This is a genomic window from Ruegeria sp. E8 (genome assembly GCF_056533985.1).
In genome coordinates, this window is the sequence record NZ_JBQFOY010000005.1 from 22,342 (window position 1) to 39,373 (window position 17,032).

General features: G+C 57.2%; 14 protein-coding genes. 6 read left to right on the forward strand and 8 right to left on the reverse strand.

Annotated features, from left to right (window positions below):
• Positions 1-38 precede the first annotated feature (38 nt).
• From ACR0LF_RS08490 to ACR0LF_RS08500, 3 genes are all read left to right on the forward strand, one after another.
• Entirely contained in the window at positions 39-779 is a 741-nt protein-coding gene (locus tag ACR0LF_RS08490; protein WP_480576889.1) for an aspartate/glutamate racemase family protein, read from the forward strand.
• Between the two features lie 220 nt (positions 780-999).
• A complete protein-coding gene (locus ACR0LF_RS08495; RefSeq protein WP_480576886.1) occupies positions 1,000-3,177 on the forward strand; it encodes a Tex family protein in 2,178 nt (725 codons plus the stop codon).
• 165 nt (positions 3,178-3,342) lie between these two features.
• Positions 3,343-4,539 carry an acetate/propionate family kinase gene (locus tag ACR0LF_RS08500; protein WP_480576883.1) on the forward strand — a complete coding sequence of 399 codons (1,197 nt, stop codon included), beginning with the start codon at positions 3,343-3,345 and terminating at the stop codon, positions 4,537-4,539.
• Between the two features lie 6 nt (positions 4,540-4,545).
• Here the strand turns inward: ACR0LF_RS08500 and ACR0LF_RS08505 are convergent, their stop codons facing one another.
• From ACR0LF_RS08505 to ACR0LF_RS08525, 5 genes are all read right to left on the reverse strand, one after another.
• Positions 4,546-5,313, reverse strand: a complete 768-nt coding sequence (locus tag ACR0LF_RS08505) for a citryl-CoA lyase (protein ID WP_480576879.1) — start codon at positions 5,311-5,313, stop codon at positions 4,546-4,548.
• Positions 5,310-6,494, reverse strand: a complete 1,185-nt coding sequence (locus ACR0LF_RS08510) for a CaiB/BaiF CoA transferase family protein (RefSeq protein ID WP_480576876.1) — start codon at positions 6,492-6,494, stop codon at positions 5,310-5,312. The genes ACR0LF_RS08505 and ACR0LF_RS08510 overlap by 4 nt, the downstream gene beginning before the upstream one ends.
• Positions 6,487-7,998 (reverse strand): tripartite tricarboxylate transporter permease, encoded by a 1,512-nt coding sequence (locus ACR0LF_RS08515; protein ID WP_480576873.1) that lies wholly within the window; start codon positions 7,996-7,998, stop codon positions 6,487-6,489. The genes ACR0LF_RS08510 and ACR0LF_RS08515 overlap by 8 nt, the downstream gene beginning before the upstream one ends.
• Before the next feature lies 1 nt (position 7,999).
• Positions 8,000-8,482, reverse strand: a complete 483-nt coding sequence (locus ACR0LF_RS08520) for a tripartite tricarboxylate transporter TctB family protein (protein ID WP_480576870.1) — start codon at positions 8,480-8,482, stop codon at positions 8,000-8,002.
• A 66-nt stretch (positions 8,483-8,548) separates the two neighbouring features.
• Positions 8,549-9,529: a Bug family tripartite tricarboxylate transporter substrate binding protein gene (locus ACR0LF_RS08525; RefSeq protein ID WP_480576867.1), complete on the reverse strand. Its 981-nt coding sequence runs from the start codon at positions 9,527-9,529 to the stop codon at positions 8,549-8,551.
• Positions 9,530-9,637: 108 nt separating this feature from the next.
• Here ACR0LF_RS08525 and ACR0LF_RS08530 point away from each other — a divergent pair, with 108 nt between their 5' ends.
• From ACR0LF_RS08530 to ACR0LF_RS08540, 3 genes are read left to right on the forward strand one after another with little or no spacing between them, the layout of a single operon-like run.
• Complete coding sequence (locus ACR0LF_RS08530) at positions 9,638-10,306, forward strand: response regulator transcription factor (protein WP_480576864.1); 669 nt, start codon at positions 9,638-9,640, stop codon at positions 10,304-10,306.
• Positions 10,296-11,663: a sensor histidine kinase gene (locus ACR0LF_RS08535; protein ID WP_480576861.1), complete on the forward strand. Its 1,368-nt coding sequence runs from the start codon at positions 10,296-10,298 to the stop codon at positions 11,661-11,663. The genes ACR0LF_RS08530 and ACR0LF_RS08535 overlap by 11 nt, the downstream gene beginning before the upstream one ends.
• A complete protein-coding gene (locus tag ACR0LF_RS08540) occupies positions 11,642-12,649 on the forward strand; it encodes an ABC transporter substrate-binding protein (protein WP_480576858.1) in 1,008 nt (335 codons plus the stop codon). The genes ACR0LF_RS08535 and ACR0LF_RS08540 overlap by 22 nt, the downstream gene beginning before the upstream one ends.
• A gap of 11 nt (positions 12,650-12,660) precedes the next feature.
• Here the strand turns inward: ACR0LF_RS08540 and ACR0LF_RS08545 are convergent, their stop codons facing one another.
• The 3 genes from ACR0LF_RS08545 to ACR0LF_RS08555 all read right to left on the reverse strand — a co-directional run bounded on the left by ACR0LF_RS08545 (position 12,661) and on the right by ACR0LF_RS08555 (position 16,994).
• Positions 12,661-13,965 carry an HlyD family type I secretion periplasmic adaptor subunit gene (locus ACR0LF_RS08545; RefSeq protein WP_480576855.1) on the reverse strand — a complete coding sequence of 435 codons (1,305 nt, stop codon included), beginning with the start codon at positions 13,963-13,965 and terminating at the stop codon, positions 12,661-12,663.
• Between the two features lie 11 nt (positions 13,966-13,976).
• Positions 13,977-15,716 (reverse strand): type I secretion system permease/ATPase, encoded by a 1,740-nt coding sequence (locus tag ACR0LF_RS08550; RefSeq protein ID WP_480627491.1) that lies wholly within the window; start codon positions 15,714-15,716, stop codon positions 13,977-13,979.
• Between the two features lie 213 nt (positions 15,717-15,929).
• Positions 15,930-16,994, reverse strand: a complete 1,065-nt coding sequence (locus tag ACR0LF_RS08555; RefSeq protein WP_480577258.1) for an AbrB family transcriptional regulator — start codon at positions 16,992-16,994, stop codon at positions 15,930-15,932.
• Between the last annotated feature and the right edge of the window lie 38 nt (positions 16,995-17,032).

A 17,032-nucleotide genomic window follows, 5' to 3' on the forward strand; every position in this document is an offset into this window, starting at 1 on the left:
ACGCACAACGCATCGTTTCGAAGAAGGATCATCACACCATGCCGATCTACCAAGGCGGACAGAATATCTGCGGGGCCTCAATCGGGGTTTTGTGTCTGGAGAGCTATTTCCCCAAGCCTCCAGGTCATATCAAGAACCCGTCCAGCCTGCCGTTCCCGGTGCTGTACGAGATGATAGACGGTATTACCGTGCCGACGCTTCTGAACAACCCGACACCTGAGCTGCTGGACCCCTTTATCAAGGGGGCGCAACGGCTTGAGGCCGAGGGCGTGCGTGCCATCACGGGCAGTTGCGGGTTTCTTGCTCTGTTCCAGAAAGAACTTGCTGCTGCGGTATCGGTGCCTGTTTTTGCTTCAAGCCTTATTCAGGTGCCGCTTGCCTACCAGATGACCGGAGCCAGCGCGCCAGTTGGAGTGATGACCGCCGACGCGTCGGCATTGACTCAACGCCATTTCGAAGGGGTCGGGGCAGGGGGTGTTCCGGTGGCTGTACAAGGGCTGGAACACACCAGCGAGTTTGCCGAGGTGATCCTACGCAACACACGCACCCGCATGGACACCGATCTGATCGAGTCCGAAGTTTTGGACGCAGTGCAAAGGCTGAAACGCGACACGCCCGAGATTCGGTCTTTGGTTTTGGAGTGCACTGACCTGCCACCTTATGCAGCCCGGATTCAAGAGGAGTTGCAACTGCCGGTTTTCGACCTTACCACGCTGGCACAGATGGCGCATTCTGTAAGCACGCGCACAGGGTACAGCGGGCTCATGCCCTGGGGTTAACGCCCAGGTGCCCTTACCGCGCAGTTGTTTCGGGTACTTGATCCGATGAAAAAACCGCTTCGATATTCGCCGGGTGTCAATCCGACGATATTCTGAAACATGCGCCGGAAGGCCGATGCATCCATATCTGCTGATACTCAGAAGCACTCGGAGCAAGGGTCTTTCCCTTGCTGAAACGGCTGGTTAAGAAGTCCTTCCATCGTCGCTTCAGGAGGCCCCATTGAACCGTATCGCCCGCACCATCGCCACCGAGATTAACGCAGGTTCCGAGCAGGTCGGTGCAGCGATCAAACTACTGGACGATGGTGCTACGGTACCTTTCGTCGCCCGCTACCGGAAAGAAGCGACTGGTGGCCTGGACGATACCCAATTGCGCCTTCTGTCCGAGCGTCTCACTTATCTGCGAGAACTTGAGGCACGACGCGATACCATCCTGAATTCGATCACGGATCAGGGGAAGCTGACCGAGGATCTGAGCAAATCGATTGCTCGGGCGGAAACAAAGGCCCAACTCGAAGACATCTATCTGCCGTACAAGCCAAAGCGACGCACCAAGGCGATGATTGCGCGTGAAAACGGGTTGGAGCCTCTGGCCGATGCCATTCTGGCTGACCGTGATGCGGAACCTGAAGCCTTGGCCGAGGCCTATCTGACCGAGACTGTGCCCACGCATCGGGATGCATTGAACGGCGCGCGGGACATTCTGACCGAACGTTTGACGGAAAATGCAGCCCTTCTGGGCGAACTGCGGACGTTCATGCAGCGCGAGGCGTTGCTCAGTGCCAAGATCATCGAAGGGAAAGAGAAGGAAGGTTCGAAGTTCAGCGACTATTTCGACCATTCCGAGCTTTGGGCGGAGGTGCCGTCGCATAGGGCACTGGCGATGCTGCGCGCTTCGAAAGAGGGCATTGTTACACTCGACATCGCACCGGAACCGGAATTTGGCGCGGCGCGGGCCGAGACGATTGTTGCTGCGCATCTGCAAACGCGCGGCAAAGGACCGGGTGATGCCTGGCTGCGCAAAGTCGCGGGCTGGACATGGCGAGTCAAGCTTTCGCTGTCCATGATGGTCGAGCTTATGGCCGATCTTCGCAGCCGGGCACAGGATGAGGCGATTCAGGTCTTCTCGCGCAACCTCAAGGACTTGCTTTTTGCAGCGCCGGCGGGTGCCAAGGCCACTTTGGGCCTTGATCCGGGCATCCGCACCGGTGTGAAAGCGGCTGTGGTCGATGCCACTGGCAAGGTCGTGGCCACCGATACGCTATATCCGTTTCAGCCAAAGAACGACTTGCGTGGCGCGCAGGCAACCATCCTAAACCTGATATCGACCCACCAGATCGAATTGATCGCCATCGGAAACGGGACCGCAAGCCGTGAAACTGAACGGTTGGTTGCAGACACGCTGTCCCTGCTGCCGAAGATGGTTAAAGCACCGACAAAGGTGGTTGTCTCCGAAGCCGGGGCCTCGGTCTATTCCGCATCGGAACTGGCCGCGCGCGAGTTTCCTGATCTGGATGTGTCGCTGCGCGGGGCAGTGTCCATCGCACGTCGTTTGCAGGACCCTTTGGCAGAGCTGGTCAAGATCGAGCCCAAGTCCATCGGTGTTGGTCAATATCAACACGACGTGGATCAACATCGACTGTCACAGTCATTGGATTCCGCAATCGAAGATGTGGTGAACGCCGTTGGCGTCGATCTGAATACAGCCTCTGCACCCTTGCTATCGCGTGTTTCAGGATTAGGCCTGTCGCAAGCCGAAGCCATTGTCACCCATCGCGATCTGAACGGGCCGTTCCAATCACGTAAAGACTTGCTGTCGGTTGCGCGGCTGGGGCCACGTGCCTTCGAACAGTGCGCTGGTTTTTTACGTATCCGGGACGGCGCGGAGCCACTTGATGCGTCGTCCGTTCACCCGGAAGCCTATGACATCGCGCGCCGTGTCGTATCGGCCTGCGGGCGTGATATCCGACACATCATGGGCCATGGCGGCGCGTTGAAAGGGTTGCGCGCCGAACAGTTCGTAACCGAAGATTTCGGGTTGCCGACGGTGCGGGACATCTTTGCCGAGCTCGAAAAACCCGGGCGGGACCCTAGGCCCAGTTTTGTCACTGCCTCTTTTGCAGATGGTATCGAAGAGATCACTGACCTGAAGCCCGGCATGGTTCTGGAAGGCACTGTGACAAACGTGGCCGCCTTCGGGGCATTTGTAGATGTGGGCGTTCATCAGGATGGGTTGGTTCATGTCAGCCAACTGGCGGACCGCTTCGTCAAAGATCCACATGAGGTGGTGAAGGCTGGGCAGGTTGTAAAAGTCCGCGTTGTCGAGGTGGACGTGCCCAGAAAGCGTATCGGGCTTACGATGCGTAAACAGGGCGGTGGCGGGAAGCGGCGCAGCTGATCCGCGACATGCTCATGTTCCAAGCGCAACGACACAAAGGCGTTGCAAATCTGAAATAACGTGTCGACCAACTTGGGCGGCCATTTTGCATTGTTTCCATTGGTTGCCGAACTGAGTATCAGAAGGGGACTTCACTGCGCCCAACCCTTTACCGGAGCCCCTTGTATGACACATGTCGTGACACTGAACGCCGGATCATCTTCGATGAAATTTGGTCTGTTCAAGCTGACCGAAGACGACCCGATCATGGTTTGCACCGGGGTGGTGGAGCAAATTGGAGAACAGGAACCGCTTGTTAAAGCGAAGTCTTCGGACGGAAGTGTCCTTGCCGGTGGCACTGCAGGCGAAATACATGATCATGCTGCTGCTTTGGACTGGGTGTTGAACCTGCTGGCTCGTGCCTTCCCAAATAGCGAGGTGACCGCGGTAGGGCACCGTGTTGTCCACGGCGGGCCGGATATTGATGCGCCACTGCCGCTGACCAAGGCATCCATTGAAGCGCTGGACAAGCTGTCACCGTTCGCTCCTCTGCATCAGCCGCATAATCTGGCCGGAGCCAAGGCCGCGATGGAGCGGTTCCCGAACGCAGCTCAGATCGCCTGTTTCGATACAGCCTTTCACCGCAATCATCCTTGGGAGAATGATGTTTTCGCCCTGCCGCGCGAATACTATGACAAAGGCGTTCGGCGCTATGGCTTTCACGGGCTCAGCTATGAATACATTTCGGGGCATATGGCAAAGACAGCGCCGTTGCTGCACGAAGGGCGTGTGGTCGTGGCCCATCTGGGCAATGGCGCATCGATGTGTGCGATGATCGGTGGGCGATCCGTGGGTTCGACCATGGGGTTTTCGGCGCTGGACGGTCTGCCGATGGGCTCGCGCTGCGGCCAGCTTGATCCCGGCGTGGTGTTGTATCTGATGGATCAGGAAGGGCTGAACGCTGACGAAATCTCGGACCTTCTGTTTCGCAAATCAGGCTTGTTGGGCCTTTCCGGGCTTTCGAACGACATGCGCACTCTGGAAAAGGCCGATACGCCCGAAAGCCGTCAGGCCATCAGCTATTTCACCTTCCGTATTCGGCGTGAGCTTGGGGCGATGGCGGCTATTCTCGGTGGGATCGATGCCTTGGTGTTCACAGGCGGGATAGGTGAAAACTCGCGCCTGGTGCGTGACCGGGTGTGTTCCGGAATGGGGTGGCTGGGTATCGAGCTGAACCCCGATGCAAATGCGGATAACGACAGGATCATCTCAACCGATTTGTCCCGCGTGGTGGTCATGGCGATCCCGACGAATGAAGAGTTGATGATTGCCCGCGCCGCAGCTGGATTGCTGGCCAATCGACCGCACCTTAGAACCGCCTAAGGCGTGTCATGTCGGCTCATAGGTCCAGCGATAGGCGGGTGGGGTAGGTCCCTTGTTCCGGCCTCCCTGCTGCATCTGTTCCCACGCATGGGCCAGAATTCCAACAGATCGCGACAGACAGAAAAGCCCGCGTGCCAGCGGAGGCGCAAAGCCAAGCTCGGCATAGATAACGGCTGTGGCGCCATCTATGTTCATTGGAACAGGCTTGCCCTTGCGCTTCGCCAACTCCGTCTCAATAGCTTGCCCCGTCTGCATGAAATGACCTTCACAGGCACCGTTTTTGACGGCTTCTGAAACCAACGTCATCAGACGCGGGGCTCGAGGGTCTGTAGGAGTATGGAATCGGTGGCCAAAGCCCGGCAATATTTTCCCCTCGCTCTCAATCCAATCGTCCACGGCCTGTTCCAAGCGGCCGGGGCGTTCTGCCACGAAGTGGAAAAGCGTGACGGCCTGCTCGCCGGCACCGCCGTGAATGTCGCCCAGCATGTTTATGGCACTTGCCATTGCGTTGTTGAGAGGCAAGCCGCAGGTCACGGCCATGCGAGCCGTGGCGATTGAAGGGGCCTGAGGGCCATGGTCCACCGCAGCAACCAACGCAGCCTCGAACAACCGGGCCTGCGCATCCGAGGGGTGATCACCGCGCACCATGAACCAGATCATTTCGGCGAAGCTGAGATTTCCGATCAGGTTCTGGATCGGCTCACCGCGCAGGTCTATGCGGCCAGGCTCCATGTCGATGATGGATGTCGTCCACCAATCGGAAACATCGCTCATATGACCCCCTCCTTGCGCAACGCTGCAAATTCTGCGTCGGACAATCCGATTTCAGACCAGATCGCCTTGTTGTCAGCCCCAAGTTCAGGCGGCGCAGTTTGTGGCATTCGGCGCGCGCCGTCCATGACAATGGGGCTGCCTGCAAGTTTCATGTCTTCGCCTTGAACCTGCACAGACCCGATCAGCCCACGACCAGCGAGCTGTTCGTCGGCAAGCACTTCGGGCACGGTCAGAACCTGCCCGGTTGGCACGCCAATAGCATTGAGTTCCCGAACCCAATCTGCCGCCGGTCTGGTCCGCAAAGTTTGCTCCAGCGCTTCACGCAACGCATGGCGATTTCGTTTGCGATCTTCGCGGGTGGCATAGTTGGGGCTGTTCAATAACTCGCCCCGACCCAGATGGTTTGCCAACGCTTGCCACTGTTCATCGCGGTTGGCCGCAATATTGATCGGGCTGTCGAGTGTGGCAAAAGTACCCGAAGGCGCAGAGGTTGTGTTCTCATTCCCGTGCGCTCCGGGTGTGACGCCGCCGACCAGATAGTTTGACACCACCCACCCCATCGTCGAGATCACCGCTTCGGACATGGCAACATCCAGATAGGTTCCACGCGGGTTGGTGTTCAATGCGGCAGCCACTGCGAAGGCGGCTGTCATCCCCCCGACCGTGTCTGCCAAAGGATAGCCGACACGATAGGGTGCGGTGTCAGAAGCGCCGGTGATGGACATGACACCACTGATCCCCTGCACGATCTGGTCATAAGCCGGATCGCCCCGCCGCGGGCCATCCTGCCCGAACCCGCTGATGGCACAATAGATCAGGTCAGGGTTGACCTTGCGCAAGACGTTGTAGCCAAGACCAAGACGGTTCATCACTCCGGGTCGGAAATTCTCGACCAAAACGTCGGCTGTTTTGACAAGGCGTTTTAGCAACGCCTTGCCCTTTTCCGATTTCATGTCGAGCGTGACGGATTTCTTTTCGGCATTTTGCGCCAGAAAACTGATCCCCATGCCCGCTTTGTTTCTGTCGGGGTCAGCGCCCAGAACGCGGGCAAGGTCGCCGCCACCGGGGCGTTCGACCTTGATCACTTCGGCACCCATCAGCGCCAGTTGATAGCAGCAATACGGACCCGCAAGGACATTTGTCAGATCAAGGACCCGTATTCCTGCCAGCGGTTCAGTCACCTTCAGCAACCCCAGCCGCCCGAGCCTTTGCACGACGCGCGCGATAGCTGGGCAGAAGCACCAGCAACACCGCGATCACCAGCAGACCCAGTGTCATCGGGCGTTCCCAGATGAAGGCGATGCCATCATAAAGCTGCATCGACCGGGCAAAGTTGTCCTCCATCATGCCGCCGAGGATGAAGCCGATCAGCAACGGTGCCAGCGGGTAATCTGCAAACTTCAAGGCAGTTGCGCAGATGCCGAAGCCTACGAGTATCAACAGCTCGGTCGCATTGTTCTGTCCGATATAGGCCCCCATCAGAGTAAAGAACAAAATGAAGGGGATCAAATAGTTGCGCGGGACCGAGAGGACCTTGGCGATGTATGGGATCAGCGGCAGGTTCAGAACCAGCAGAACGAGGTTGCCAATGAACATTGACATGATCACGGCCCAGAAAATCTGCGGCTCATCCAACATCAGGCGCGGGCCGGGGGTCACGTTCAAAGCGATCAGAGCACCAAGCAGGATGGCCGTCGTACCAGAGCCGGGAATGCCCAGAGTCAGAAGTGGTACGAAAGAGCCGGTACAGGCCGCGTTGTTTGCCGTTTCGGGCGCGGCGAGACCTTTAATCGACCCTTTGCCAAACTCTTCCTGCTCCTCTTTCGGGGCGATATTGCGTTCGACCGCGTAGCCAAGGAAGCTGGCAATCGTTGCGCCAGCGCCGGGCAAGACGCCGATGAAAAACCCCTGCACAGATTGACGGCCGACCACAGGCGCGATGGCCTTGGCTTCGGCCTTGGTGATCCTGAGGTCCTTGATTTCGCCATCATCACCTTTCAGGTCCTTTGGCTTGAGGACCAGAAACAGAGCTTCGGGCAGGGCGAACATGGCCATAGCCAGTGTAATGAAACCGAAGCCCGATTGCAGGTCCATGATACCCATGGTGAAACGCGGCAGGTTGAACAGCGCTCCTTCACCGACAGTGGCCATGATCAAACCCAGCAGCGTCATGATGACTGCTTTGGCCACCTGACCCGTGCCAGCAAAAGCGGCAATGGCGGACAGGCCAACGACCATCAGAGCGAAGTATTCAGCCGAATGGAAAAGCAACGCCACGGATGACAGGGCAGGGGCGAAAACCATCAAAAGCACTGCACCCAGGGTGCCGCCTGCGAAACTCGCGATAGCGGCGACGGTCAGGGCTTTGCCCGCTTTGCCCTGACGGGCCATCGGGTAGCCGTCGAAGCTGGACGCAACAGTGCCCGCGACCCCCGGCGCGTTTAGCAGGATCGAAGAGGTCGAACCCCCGAAAATGGCACCATAGTACACCCCGGCTAGCAGGATAAGTGCTGCGGACGGATCGCCCATAGAGATCGCGACCGGGATCATGATGGCGATGATCGACATTGGTCCCAGGCCCGGCAACATGCCGATGAATGTGCCGATCAGACAGCCCGCGATGACCATCAGAAGGTTTTGTATTGAGAATGCCGTTTGCAGGCCGATCAGAAGTCCTTCGAGCATGTCAGCCTCCGAAAATGCCCGGCAAGGGGCGCATGTAGATGCCAAGAACTTCCTGCACCAGATACCAGACCGAACCGGTCGCGATCAGCGCGACGGGCAGCATGATGTGCCACTTGCGCTCGCCCAGAATGAACGATCCGAGAATCAGGAAGGCCGAGGTCGAGATCAGAAAACCGACGGGACGCAGGCACAGAGCGTAGATCACCATCAGAGCCAGCAGCATGAGCGCCTGATCGAGGTGGTATTCTCCCAAGCGCCGATAATCGATGTCGGCTTCCTTGGGTTCGGCCTTTTCAAAGCCCAGCAAAATGATCGTGGTGGTGACGATCCCCAATACCGACAGCACTTTGGGGAAGGTGCTTGGCCAGATGGGGTTTCGCTGCATGAAAGGGGGCAGGCTACCATCCATCGTGAACCAGGCAGCGTAGCCATATGTTAAACAGACACCCAGAAGAACGAGCGCGATCCAGCGATCCAGCGCCATGAGGCCCCCTCCTTTTTTCTTGTCGATGGGGAAGGCAGAGCGGCGACCCGCTCTGCCAATTTGATTTTAAAGGAAGCCCAGCTTTTTCATCAGGTCGCCGATCTGCTGTTCCTGCTGCTCCAGGAATGACTGGAAGTCGTCGCCTGAATTGTGGATGTTCACCCAACCGTTGCGTGCGCGAACTTCTTCCCATTCCGGAGTGTCGTACATCTTGGCAATCGCGGCCTGATAGGCAGCCAGTTTGTCCTCGGGCAGGCCGGGTGCCGCAAAGAAGCCGCGCCAGTTCACGAAGGTTGTATCGATGCCCTGCTCTTTCATGGTCATGGCATCAGGGGCCGCATCAACGCGGTCTTCCGACGTCACCCCAATGATCTTGACCTCGCCCGCGTTTGCCAGATCGACTGCTTCCGAGAAACCTGTCGACAGTGCTGCGATTTCGCCCGACAGAAGGGCTGCCATGGCTTTACCGCCCGCATCATATGGGATGTATTTCACGCCGAGCGCATCTTTGCCCGCCGCTTCCATCACCATTGCGGCCACCAGGTGATCCATGCCGCCGGGCACCGAACCGCCGCCAATTGCAGTTGCGCCGGGATCGGCGTCAAAGGCAGCAAGCAGGTCCTCCATCGAGTTGATGGGACTGTCTTTACCCACGACAATCGCTGCATAATCCCCGATCGTGCCCGACACCAGCGTCAGGTCGCGGAAGTTATGCGGAAATACGCCGGTCAACGAGCGGATCACGATCGGTGTAGAGTTCACCATCAGCGTTCCGTGATTACTGTCGGCGTTTTCGATCAGATACCCAATGGCTTTGCCGCCACCACCGCCCGACATGTTTTCGTAGGACGCAGTGCCCACAAGACCTGCGTTGGTCAGCGCTTCGCCGGTGCCACGTGCGGTCCCGTCCCAACCGCCGCCAGCACCGCCGGGGATCAGAAAGTGGATGCTGTCCACGACCTGATCTTCAGCCAGTGACGGCCCGGCCAGGCCAATTGCAGCCACAGCTGCGATCAGGGCGCGACGGCCCAGTGTGAATGTCGTCATGATGTCCTCCCATTTGACAACCGGCCGCATGGCGGCTCAGATTGGGTTGAAGAAAAACACATCAACCTGACATCAACCTGTCACGCGTGAAAATACTGCTGAAACTCCATGAAATTCCTGCTTGTGGAAGACAATCTTGATCTGGCGAATGCCATCTGTTCCCGCATGAGGTTGGATGGCCATGTGGTTGATCACGCAGCGAAATTGGACGATGCGGCCGCCTTTGTCGAAACTCAGGAATACGATCTGATCCTGTTGGACATCATGTTACCTGATGGGGATGGACGTGACTTTCTGAAACTGCATCGTGCAAGCCATTTTGATACCCCGGTCATCGTATTGACGGCCCGCAGTCAGGTCTCGGATCGAATCGGTTCGCTGGATCTGGGGGCCGACGATTATGTCACGAAACCTTTCGACCACGCTGAGCTTGAAGCCCGCTGCCGCGCCGTTTTGCGCCGCAAATCCGGGAATGCAAAAACCACGATCGAGGTAGGTGGCATCGTTTTCGACCCTTTGGCTGGCCACCTGACTGTCGGGGATGAGACCGTTTCATTGCGCAACCGCGAGCTGCGGCTTTTGGAGTTATTCATCAACGCGCCCGGTCAGGTTTTTTCGAAACAGAAACTGACGGATCGGCTGTTTTCCTATGACGACGATGTCTCGGACAATGCAATCGAGGTTTATGTCGGTCGCCTTCGTAAACATCTTGAACCCTCGGACCTGAAGATCACCACGCTTCGGGGCCTTGGATACAGGCTGGATCATGCCTCCTGATCCCAATGTGTCAGGATCACTGCGGAACCGATTGGTTCTGACGCTGATTGGGGGCGCTGCGATCCTTGCTTTCCTTTTGTTCATTGCGGTCCGAAACTACGCCGCACAGGTCGCGCAACAGGGGCAGGACAATATCCTTGAGGCATCGGTAACGTCGATTTTGGATGCAGCGGCTCTGCGAGAAGGCGAGTTGGAGGTCGATATCCCATACGCCGCCTTTGCCATGCTGAGCACGCCAGCCGACGACCGGGTGTTCTACGCGATCTTTCAGGACGGAGAGTTTCTGTCGGGGTACGAAGATCTTCCGCCGATCACAGAACAAAGTGACGGAAGGTGGAGCTTTCAGTCCAGCCAGATACGTGGCGAAGCTATCCGTCAGGTCAGCGCAAGCAGAACTCTTGTCGGTCTGAACAGGCAAACCGTCATTCAGGTCGCATTGGCGCAGACACAGGATGCGCTGGCCGAAACGCTGGACCAGATTTCGCGCAACGCCGCGATTTTGGGCGTTGGGTTCTTTGCCCTCGCGGCAGCACTGTCGTTCTGGGCAACATCCTCTACCATCGGACAGTTGAACAGGCTGACAACCTCTGTCACGCGCCGGGGTCCACAGGACCTGAGCCCATTCAAAAAACCTGTACCCCGCGAGATGGCACCCCTGGTAACATCGTTGAACTCTCTGATGGGCCGATTGGATCAATCCCTCAGCCAGTCAGAAGACTTCATAGCCGAGGCGGCCCATCGGGTACGGACCCCTCTTGCAACGGTCAGATCTTATGCTGATGCCACCCTGCAGAGGGTGGAAAAAGAAGAAAACCGCGAAGCTTTGCGTTCGATGGTGCGTGCGATTGACGAAAGCTCTCGGGCGGCAGGGCAGTTGCTGGATCACGCGATGATCACGTTTCGGGCCGATCATCTGGAACGGGAAGACATTGACCTGAACGCTTTGATCCATGATCTGGTGCAGCGTCTGACACCGATTGCCGAGATGAAGGACCTGTCGCTGTCTCTGAGTGGCGATCCACAGGTTTCCTATTCCGGAGACCCCATTCTGATTCAAAACGCCGTGCGCAACATGATTGACAACGCTTTGAAATACGCACCGGCAGACAGTTCCGTCCGTATCGAGGTTACGTCGGATCCACATGTTCAAATCCGTGTCAAAGACCGAGGCCCCGGGTTTCCCCCGAACGAAATCGACACGCTGACGCGCCGATTTGAACGCGGCAAGAACGCAAGCGGGACCATCGGGTCCGGATTGGGTCTTACCATCGTTCAGGACGTTGCAACGGCCCACGGTGGCGCACTGGAATTGGCCAATAGGCAAGGGGGCGGCGCGTGCGTTACCTTATCGCTCTGATTTTGTTTACTTTTCCTTTCAGTGCCGCCGCCCAGACATGGGAGGATCGGCAGGTTTTCAACGCTTCGGCGGATGAAGCGCATATCCGCGTCATCTCAAGCACGGACACCTTTCTGTTTGAGCCTCTGATAGCGGAATTCATTAGGGAAAATCCGGGTATCACTGTCGAATACATGGTGACCGGAACTGCAGATATCGACCGCATTGTCCGCGCCGCGCCTGAAGATTTCGATGTTGTTATCTCCAGCGCCATGGACCTGCAATTGAAGTTGGCGAACGATGGCTTCGGACGCATCATCGACGACATTTCGTTGCCATCCTGGGCGCAATGGCATCAAAGCCTTTTCGCCTTCACGTCAGAACCCGCAACAATTGTGATAAACCGAGCGGCCTTTGCCGGTGACCTTGTTCCGGAAACCCGGCAGCAGTTGATTGAAATCCTGCGTATGCGGCCAGAAGACTTTCGGGGGCGGGTTGGCACTTATGACATACGCCAGTCCGGCCTTGGCTATCTGTTCGCAACACAGGATGCCCGCGCGTCTGAGACGTATTGGCGGCTTATGGAAGTCATGGGTGGGCTTGATGTGCGTCTCTATTGCTGTTCAGCCGATATGATCGATGATCTCGTCAGCGGTGAGATTGCCGTGGCCTACAACGTGTTGGGCAGCTATGCCAACGCCCGCGCCGGAAGCAAAGATACATTGGAAATCATCCTGCCGTCGGACTTTCAAACGACCATGATGCGTACAGCAATGGTGCTGGCTGACACCCCCGATCCTGATGCCGCGGCTTCATTCCTCCGCCATTTGGTTTCGAACCAATCCAGGCGGGCAGGGGATGCGTCTACCCTCCCACCTTTGGCACCTTACGACACGGCGGCCGAACGGGAAACGATCGGACTGGACCCAGCCCTAATGACGTTTCTGGACAGGCTCAAACGCCGCCGCTTTCTTGCTGAATGGGAAAATGCGGTTATCCAAAGATAACCGCCGCCGTATCACTCACGAAACGCGCGATTGAAGTAATCCGCCATCGGTTTGACAAGGTAGGACAACGGGGTTCGCTCGTCGGTCTTGATCAAGGTTTCAACCGGCATACCCGGCAAAAGCTCCTGACCATTGAGGCGTTCCATTTCACCTTCATTCAGAACCACTTCGGCACGGTAGAAGGTGAAGCCGGACTGCTCATCCGTGAATGTATCGGCCGATACGTTGTTGACCTGTCCGTCCAACTCTGGCGTTTCGCGCTGATTGAATGCCGGGAAGCGCAGAGCGACGGGTTGACCGACATGCAACTGATCCACATGGATCGCATCCACGCGCGCGGCAACCAGTAGGGGGGTATCCTGCGGAACCACATACATCATGGGCTCACCCGGCTGGATGACCGATTGCAGGGCAAAAACCTGGCTGTCGTAAACAGTGCCACTAACCGGAGCGCGGATATCCAGCCTTGTCAGCCGCTCTGACAGGGACAGCCTGCGTTCCCACAGCTCAGCTACCTGTGCCTGCACGTCCCGCAAAGTGGTAATCGCTTCTTCCCGCCGGGTCGCTGTCAATTCAACGATCTGAATCTCGGTAGACGCGATCTGCCCCTTCAAGCGGGCGACGGATGCTTCCAGCCTGCCGATTTCCCCTGTCAGACTTGCCTCTTCACGCTGCAGAGCAAGAACTCGGCTGGTTTGGGTCAGACCACGATTCAACAAGCTTTGCTGATCTTCCAGTTCCGCTTCGATCAACTCGACCTGACGGCGCAGCGAAACCAATTGCGCTTCGGTGCCATTGATTTCACTTTCGATCTGAACCAACTGTTTGCTGAGTTGCTCGTCCTGCTTGGACAGCGTTTCCAGCCGGGCATCGAACAGGTTTTGCTGTCCTTCGATCAGATCCGGATCAATGTTGTATTCTTTCTGAACCTCACCCAGCCGTGCCGCCAGCTCCTTGGATGATTGTCCATCTCGTTCAGCCTCAAGCCGGGCGCGGCGAGCCAGAAGATCGAATAGTTGGGACTCTACAATCGTCTGTTCCGAAGACAAAAACGTGTCATCCAATTGCAATAGCAAGTCACCCGACGCAACCACATCGCCGTCGCGCACGAAAATCTCACCGACCACGCCTCCGTCAGGATGCTCGACAACCTGACGGTTGCTCTGAACCTCGATCACACCCGAAGACACAATAGCTCCGGCCAACCGCGTTTTCACAGCCCACAGACCCAACCCGCCAACCAGAATGCCGAGGGCAAGAAATCCGACCATCGCAGGCAGTTTGATACCCCAGGCGGGCACCGGTTTCTTAGTCATCTTCTTTGCCATTATTCACCTACGGAGCTGAGCTTGCGCTTAATCGCGCCCGCGTTCTGCACCATCGCGTTCAGAACCTCGTCACGGCTACCGGTCCGCACCACTTGTCCTTTTTCGACAACAGCCAGATCGTCACATTCCGAAATGGCCTGAGGACGGTGCGTCATGATGATGGCTGCCTTGCCGGCCGCCTTGAGGCCGCGTACTGCCGCATTCAGGGCTTCTGTCCCATCTGCGTCCAATGCCGAGTTCGGCTCATCCAGAATAAGCAACACGGGGTCGCCGTACAGCGCACGCGCCAAGGCGATGCGCTGTTTCTGGCCGCCCGACAACTGACTGTCATTGCCTTCGAGGAATGTGCCATAACCTTTTTCCAGAGACAGGATCAGTTCATGCGCATTGGCCTTTTTGGCCGCGGCAACCACGGCTTCAGAATCCGGGTTTTCGGACATCCTTGCAATGTTCTCGGCAACGGTTCCATTAAACAGTGTCACCTGCTGCGGCAGGTACCCAATATGGCTGCCTAGATCGTTGGGGTCATATTGGTCCAACGTGGCACCGCCCAACCGGATCTCGCCCGCTGCCGGTCGCCAAAGCCCAAGCAGTGCCTTGGCCAAAGTCGTTTTGCCCGATCCGCTTTTCCCGATAACACCAAGCGCTTTGCCCGGTTGCAGTTGCAAGTTCACATTCCGCAACGTTGGCGTCGAAGCGCCCGGCGGGATCACGGTCAGGGATTTGGCTTCCAGTTGCGATTTCGGAATGGGCAGGCGAATCTTCTGCTCCTCGGGTGGGGTCTGATCCAAAAACCGGCTCAGCGAACTCCAGGCCGTACGGGCACGTTCGATCATACCCCATTGGCCAACCGCCTGTTCGACCGGAGCCAAAGCCCTGCCCAAAAGGATCGAGCCCGCAATCATCGCGCCCGGCGTCATTTGATTCTGCAGCACCAGCCACGCGCCCAATGCCAGCATGGCAGATTGAAGAAACAGCCGCAGAGCCTTGGTCAGTGACGTGAAACTGCCGGTCCAGTCGCTGGCGGAAATGTTCTGTTGCAGGGCATCTGACCGCTGCTTCAGCCACCGTTTCGTAACATCCGCCTGCATACCCTGTGAACGTACAACTTCAGCCGCTTGGCGCGCGTGTTCGGAAAACGCATTTGCCCGTGCCGCTGCTGATTGCGCTTCGGCCACCTTGCGTCTGGTCAGGGCCTGGTTGAGCAGCGCGATCAAGACGAGAAGAACACCACTTGCCACTGCCAACCAGCCAAGCAGCGGGTGGAACAGAAAAATTGCGCCCAAAAAGACTGGTGTCCAGGGAACATCCATCACCGCCAGTAACACAGGTGACGAGCACAGGTTCCGAATGGATTCCAGATCGCGCAAAGCCGTCGCAGGAGCTGAGCGAACCTGTGGCACCAGAGATCGACGTAGCGTCGCTTCGAAAACCCGCTCGTCCAGTTGCGACTGAAACCGGGCACCAAACCGGGCAACGATACGCCCGCGCGCAAAATCGAGCATGGCCATCAGCGCGTAGAGCAACGCGACAAGCAAAAACAGCGCGGTCAGGGTCTCAACCGCGCGCGAGCTCAGAACCCGATCATAAACCTGCAACATGAACAGAGGACCCGTCAGCATAAGCAGGTTGACGAAGATGCTGAACAAAAATGCTAAGCCCAGAAACGCAATTCCCTGGTTGCGCACGTTTCGCAATTCATGGCGAGGAGCCGCTGTTCCGCGGTTTTGAGGTTTCACAGTTTTCAATCCACATCATTCGGAGAAGCATCGCCGCATTTAGAAATTTAGTTCAGCATTGCCAAGTTTGCACATGTTTTTTTGAGCAAGAAACCGCAGACCAGAGGCCTGTAAGAGCACTTTTTAGCCAACATCGTAAAGATAGTCTGAACGATTCAACTTTGCAGCCACGTCACTCCTAAAAACTTTTCCACCACTTGCGACACTCTTTGCTCAACTCCGGGGTTTGAACCAGCGCAACATAAGGTTTGCGGCGATAGGGGCGCCGATGATGACCAATACGATCCGCGTCAGGTGGTGGGTGATGACAAAACCCAGATCAGCGCCCGAAACAATCGCCAGAACGGTCATCTCGGCCTGCCCGCCGGGCGCGAAAGCAAGAAAGGCTTCAACAGGTCTGCCCAACCCAAGTGTTGTGACGACAGCGGTGAACCCAGCCGCCAGAATAGCCAGCACAAAAACATAAGCAACACCCGCAGAAACAACCCGGCGCAATTCGCCCCAAGTTACGCCAACGAACTGTACGCCGATCGCACATCCGATAAAAAACTGTGCCGCCAGCACCGCCTCTCGCGGCGGGCGGGTGTGGATGAAATCCCCAAGTGACAATGCTGCCGTCAGGATCATTGGCCCTAGGATGGAGGCCCCAAAAAGCCCAATTCTTTCTCCGCCTTTCCAGCCAATGAATGCCGCCAGAACCATAAGCACCAACTCGTGAACCGGTAGCTCACTTGCAGGTTGTCCGATTGGATTGGTGAGTTCGGCTTCGTAGAAAACTGTCAGAAACAGTGGGGCCAACGTCACAATGATCAACACGCGCGTTCCGTGGATCAAAGACAGCGTTCGCGGGTCGGCCCCGGCTTCTGTTCCGAAGATGATCATGTCCTGCAATCCGCCGGGCATAGCAGCGTAGAACGCGGTCTTGTCGTCAAAGCCCCAAACCTTGCGGAAGAACGGCACACCGACAAGCGCAATCAGGATAATGAAGAAGGGGATCAGCATGATCGACGCGGCCATCTTGGGCAATTCAGCAAACAACGCGGGGGTGATCGACGCCCCAACCGCGACGCCCAATATAGTTCGGGCGGCAATCGAGATCTGCCCGAACCCTTCCATAGGGGCATGAGCCAGAGCTGCAATCAGACACGCGCTCATTGGGCCGAACAAAAACGGCAGCGGCAGGTTTAGCGCCCAGAATAGCCCTGTGCCCAAAACCGCAAGACCGAACGTCACGGCCCGTTTGACCAGAAGAGAAGGTGGGTTTGTCTGGGTGGGCAAGACGCAGGTTCCGACATCGTTGACTCGATATGTATCCA

Excerpts from the sequence above, each read along its gene's own strand:
- ACR0LF_RS08490 (WP_480576889.1), top strand. The coding sequence starts at position 39 with ATGCCGATCTACCAAGGCGGACAGAATATCTGCGGGGCCTCAATCGGG.
- ACR0LF_RS08530 (WP_480576864.1), top strand. The coding sequence starts at position 9,638 with ATGAAATTCCTGCTTGTGGAAGACAATCTTGATCTGGCGAATGCCATC.
- ACR0LF_RS08525 (WP_480576867.1), bottom strand. The coding sequence starts at position 9,529 with ATGACGACATTCACACTGGGCCGTCGCGCCCTGATCGCAGCTGTGGCT.
- ACR0LF_RS08500 (WP_480576883.1), top strand. The coding sequence starts at position 3,343 with ATGACACATGTCGTGACACTGAACGCCGGATCATCTTCGATGAAATTT.
- ACR0LF_RS08515 (WP_480576873.1), bottom strand. The coding sequence starts at position 7,998 with ATGCTCGAAGGACTTCTGATCGGCCTGCAAACGGCATTCTCAATACAA.
- ACR0LF_RS08535 (WP_480576861.1), top strand. The coding sequence starts at position 10,296 with ATGCCTCCTGATCCCAATGTGTCAGGATCACTGCGGAACCGATTGGTT.
- ACR0LF_RS08545 (WP_480576855.1), bottom strand. The coding sequence starts at position 13,965 with ATGACTAAGAAACCGGTGCCCGCCTGGGGTATCAAACTGCCTGCGATG.
- ACR0LF_RS08505 (WP_480576879.1), bottom strand. The coding sequence starts at position 5,313 with ATGAGCGATGTTTCCGATTGGTGGACGACATCCATCATCGACATGGAG.
- ACR0LF_RS08520 (WP_480576870.1), bottom strand. The coding sequence starts at position 8,482 with ATGGCGCTGGATCGCTGGATCGCGCTCGTTCTTCTGGGTGTCTGTTTA.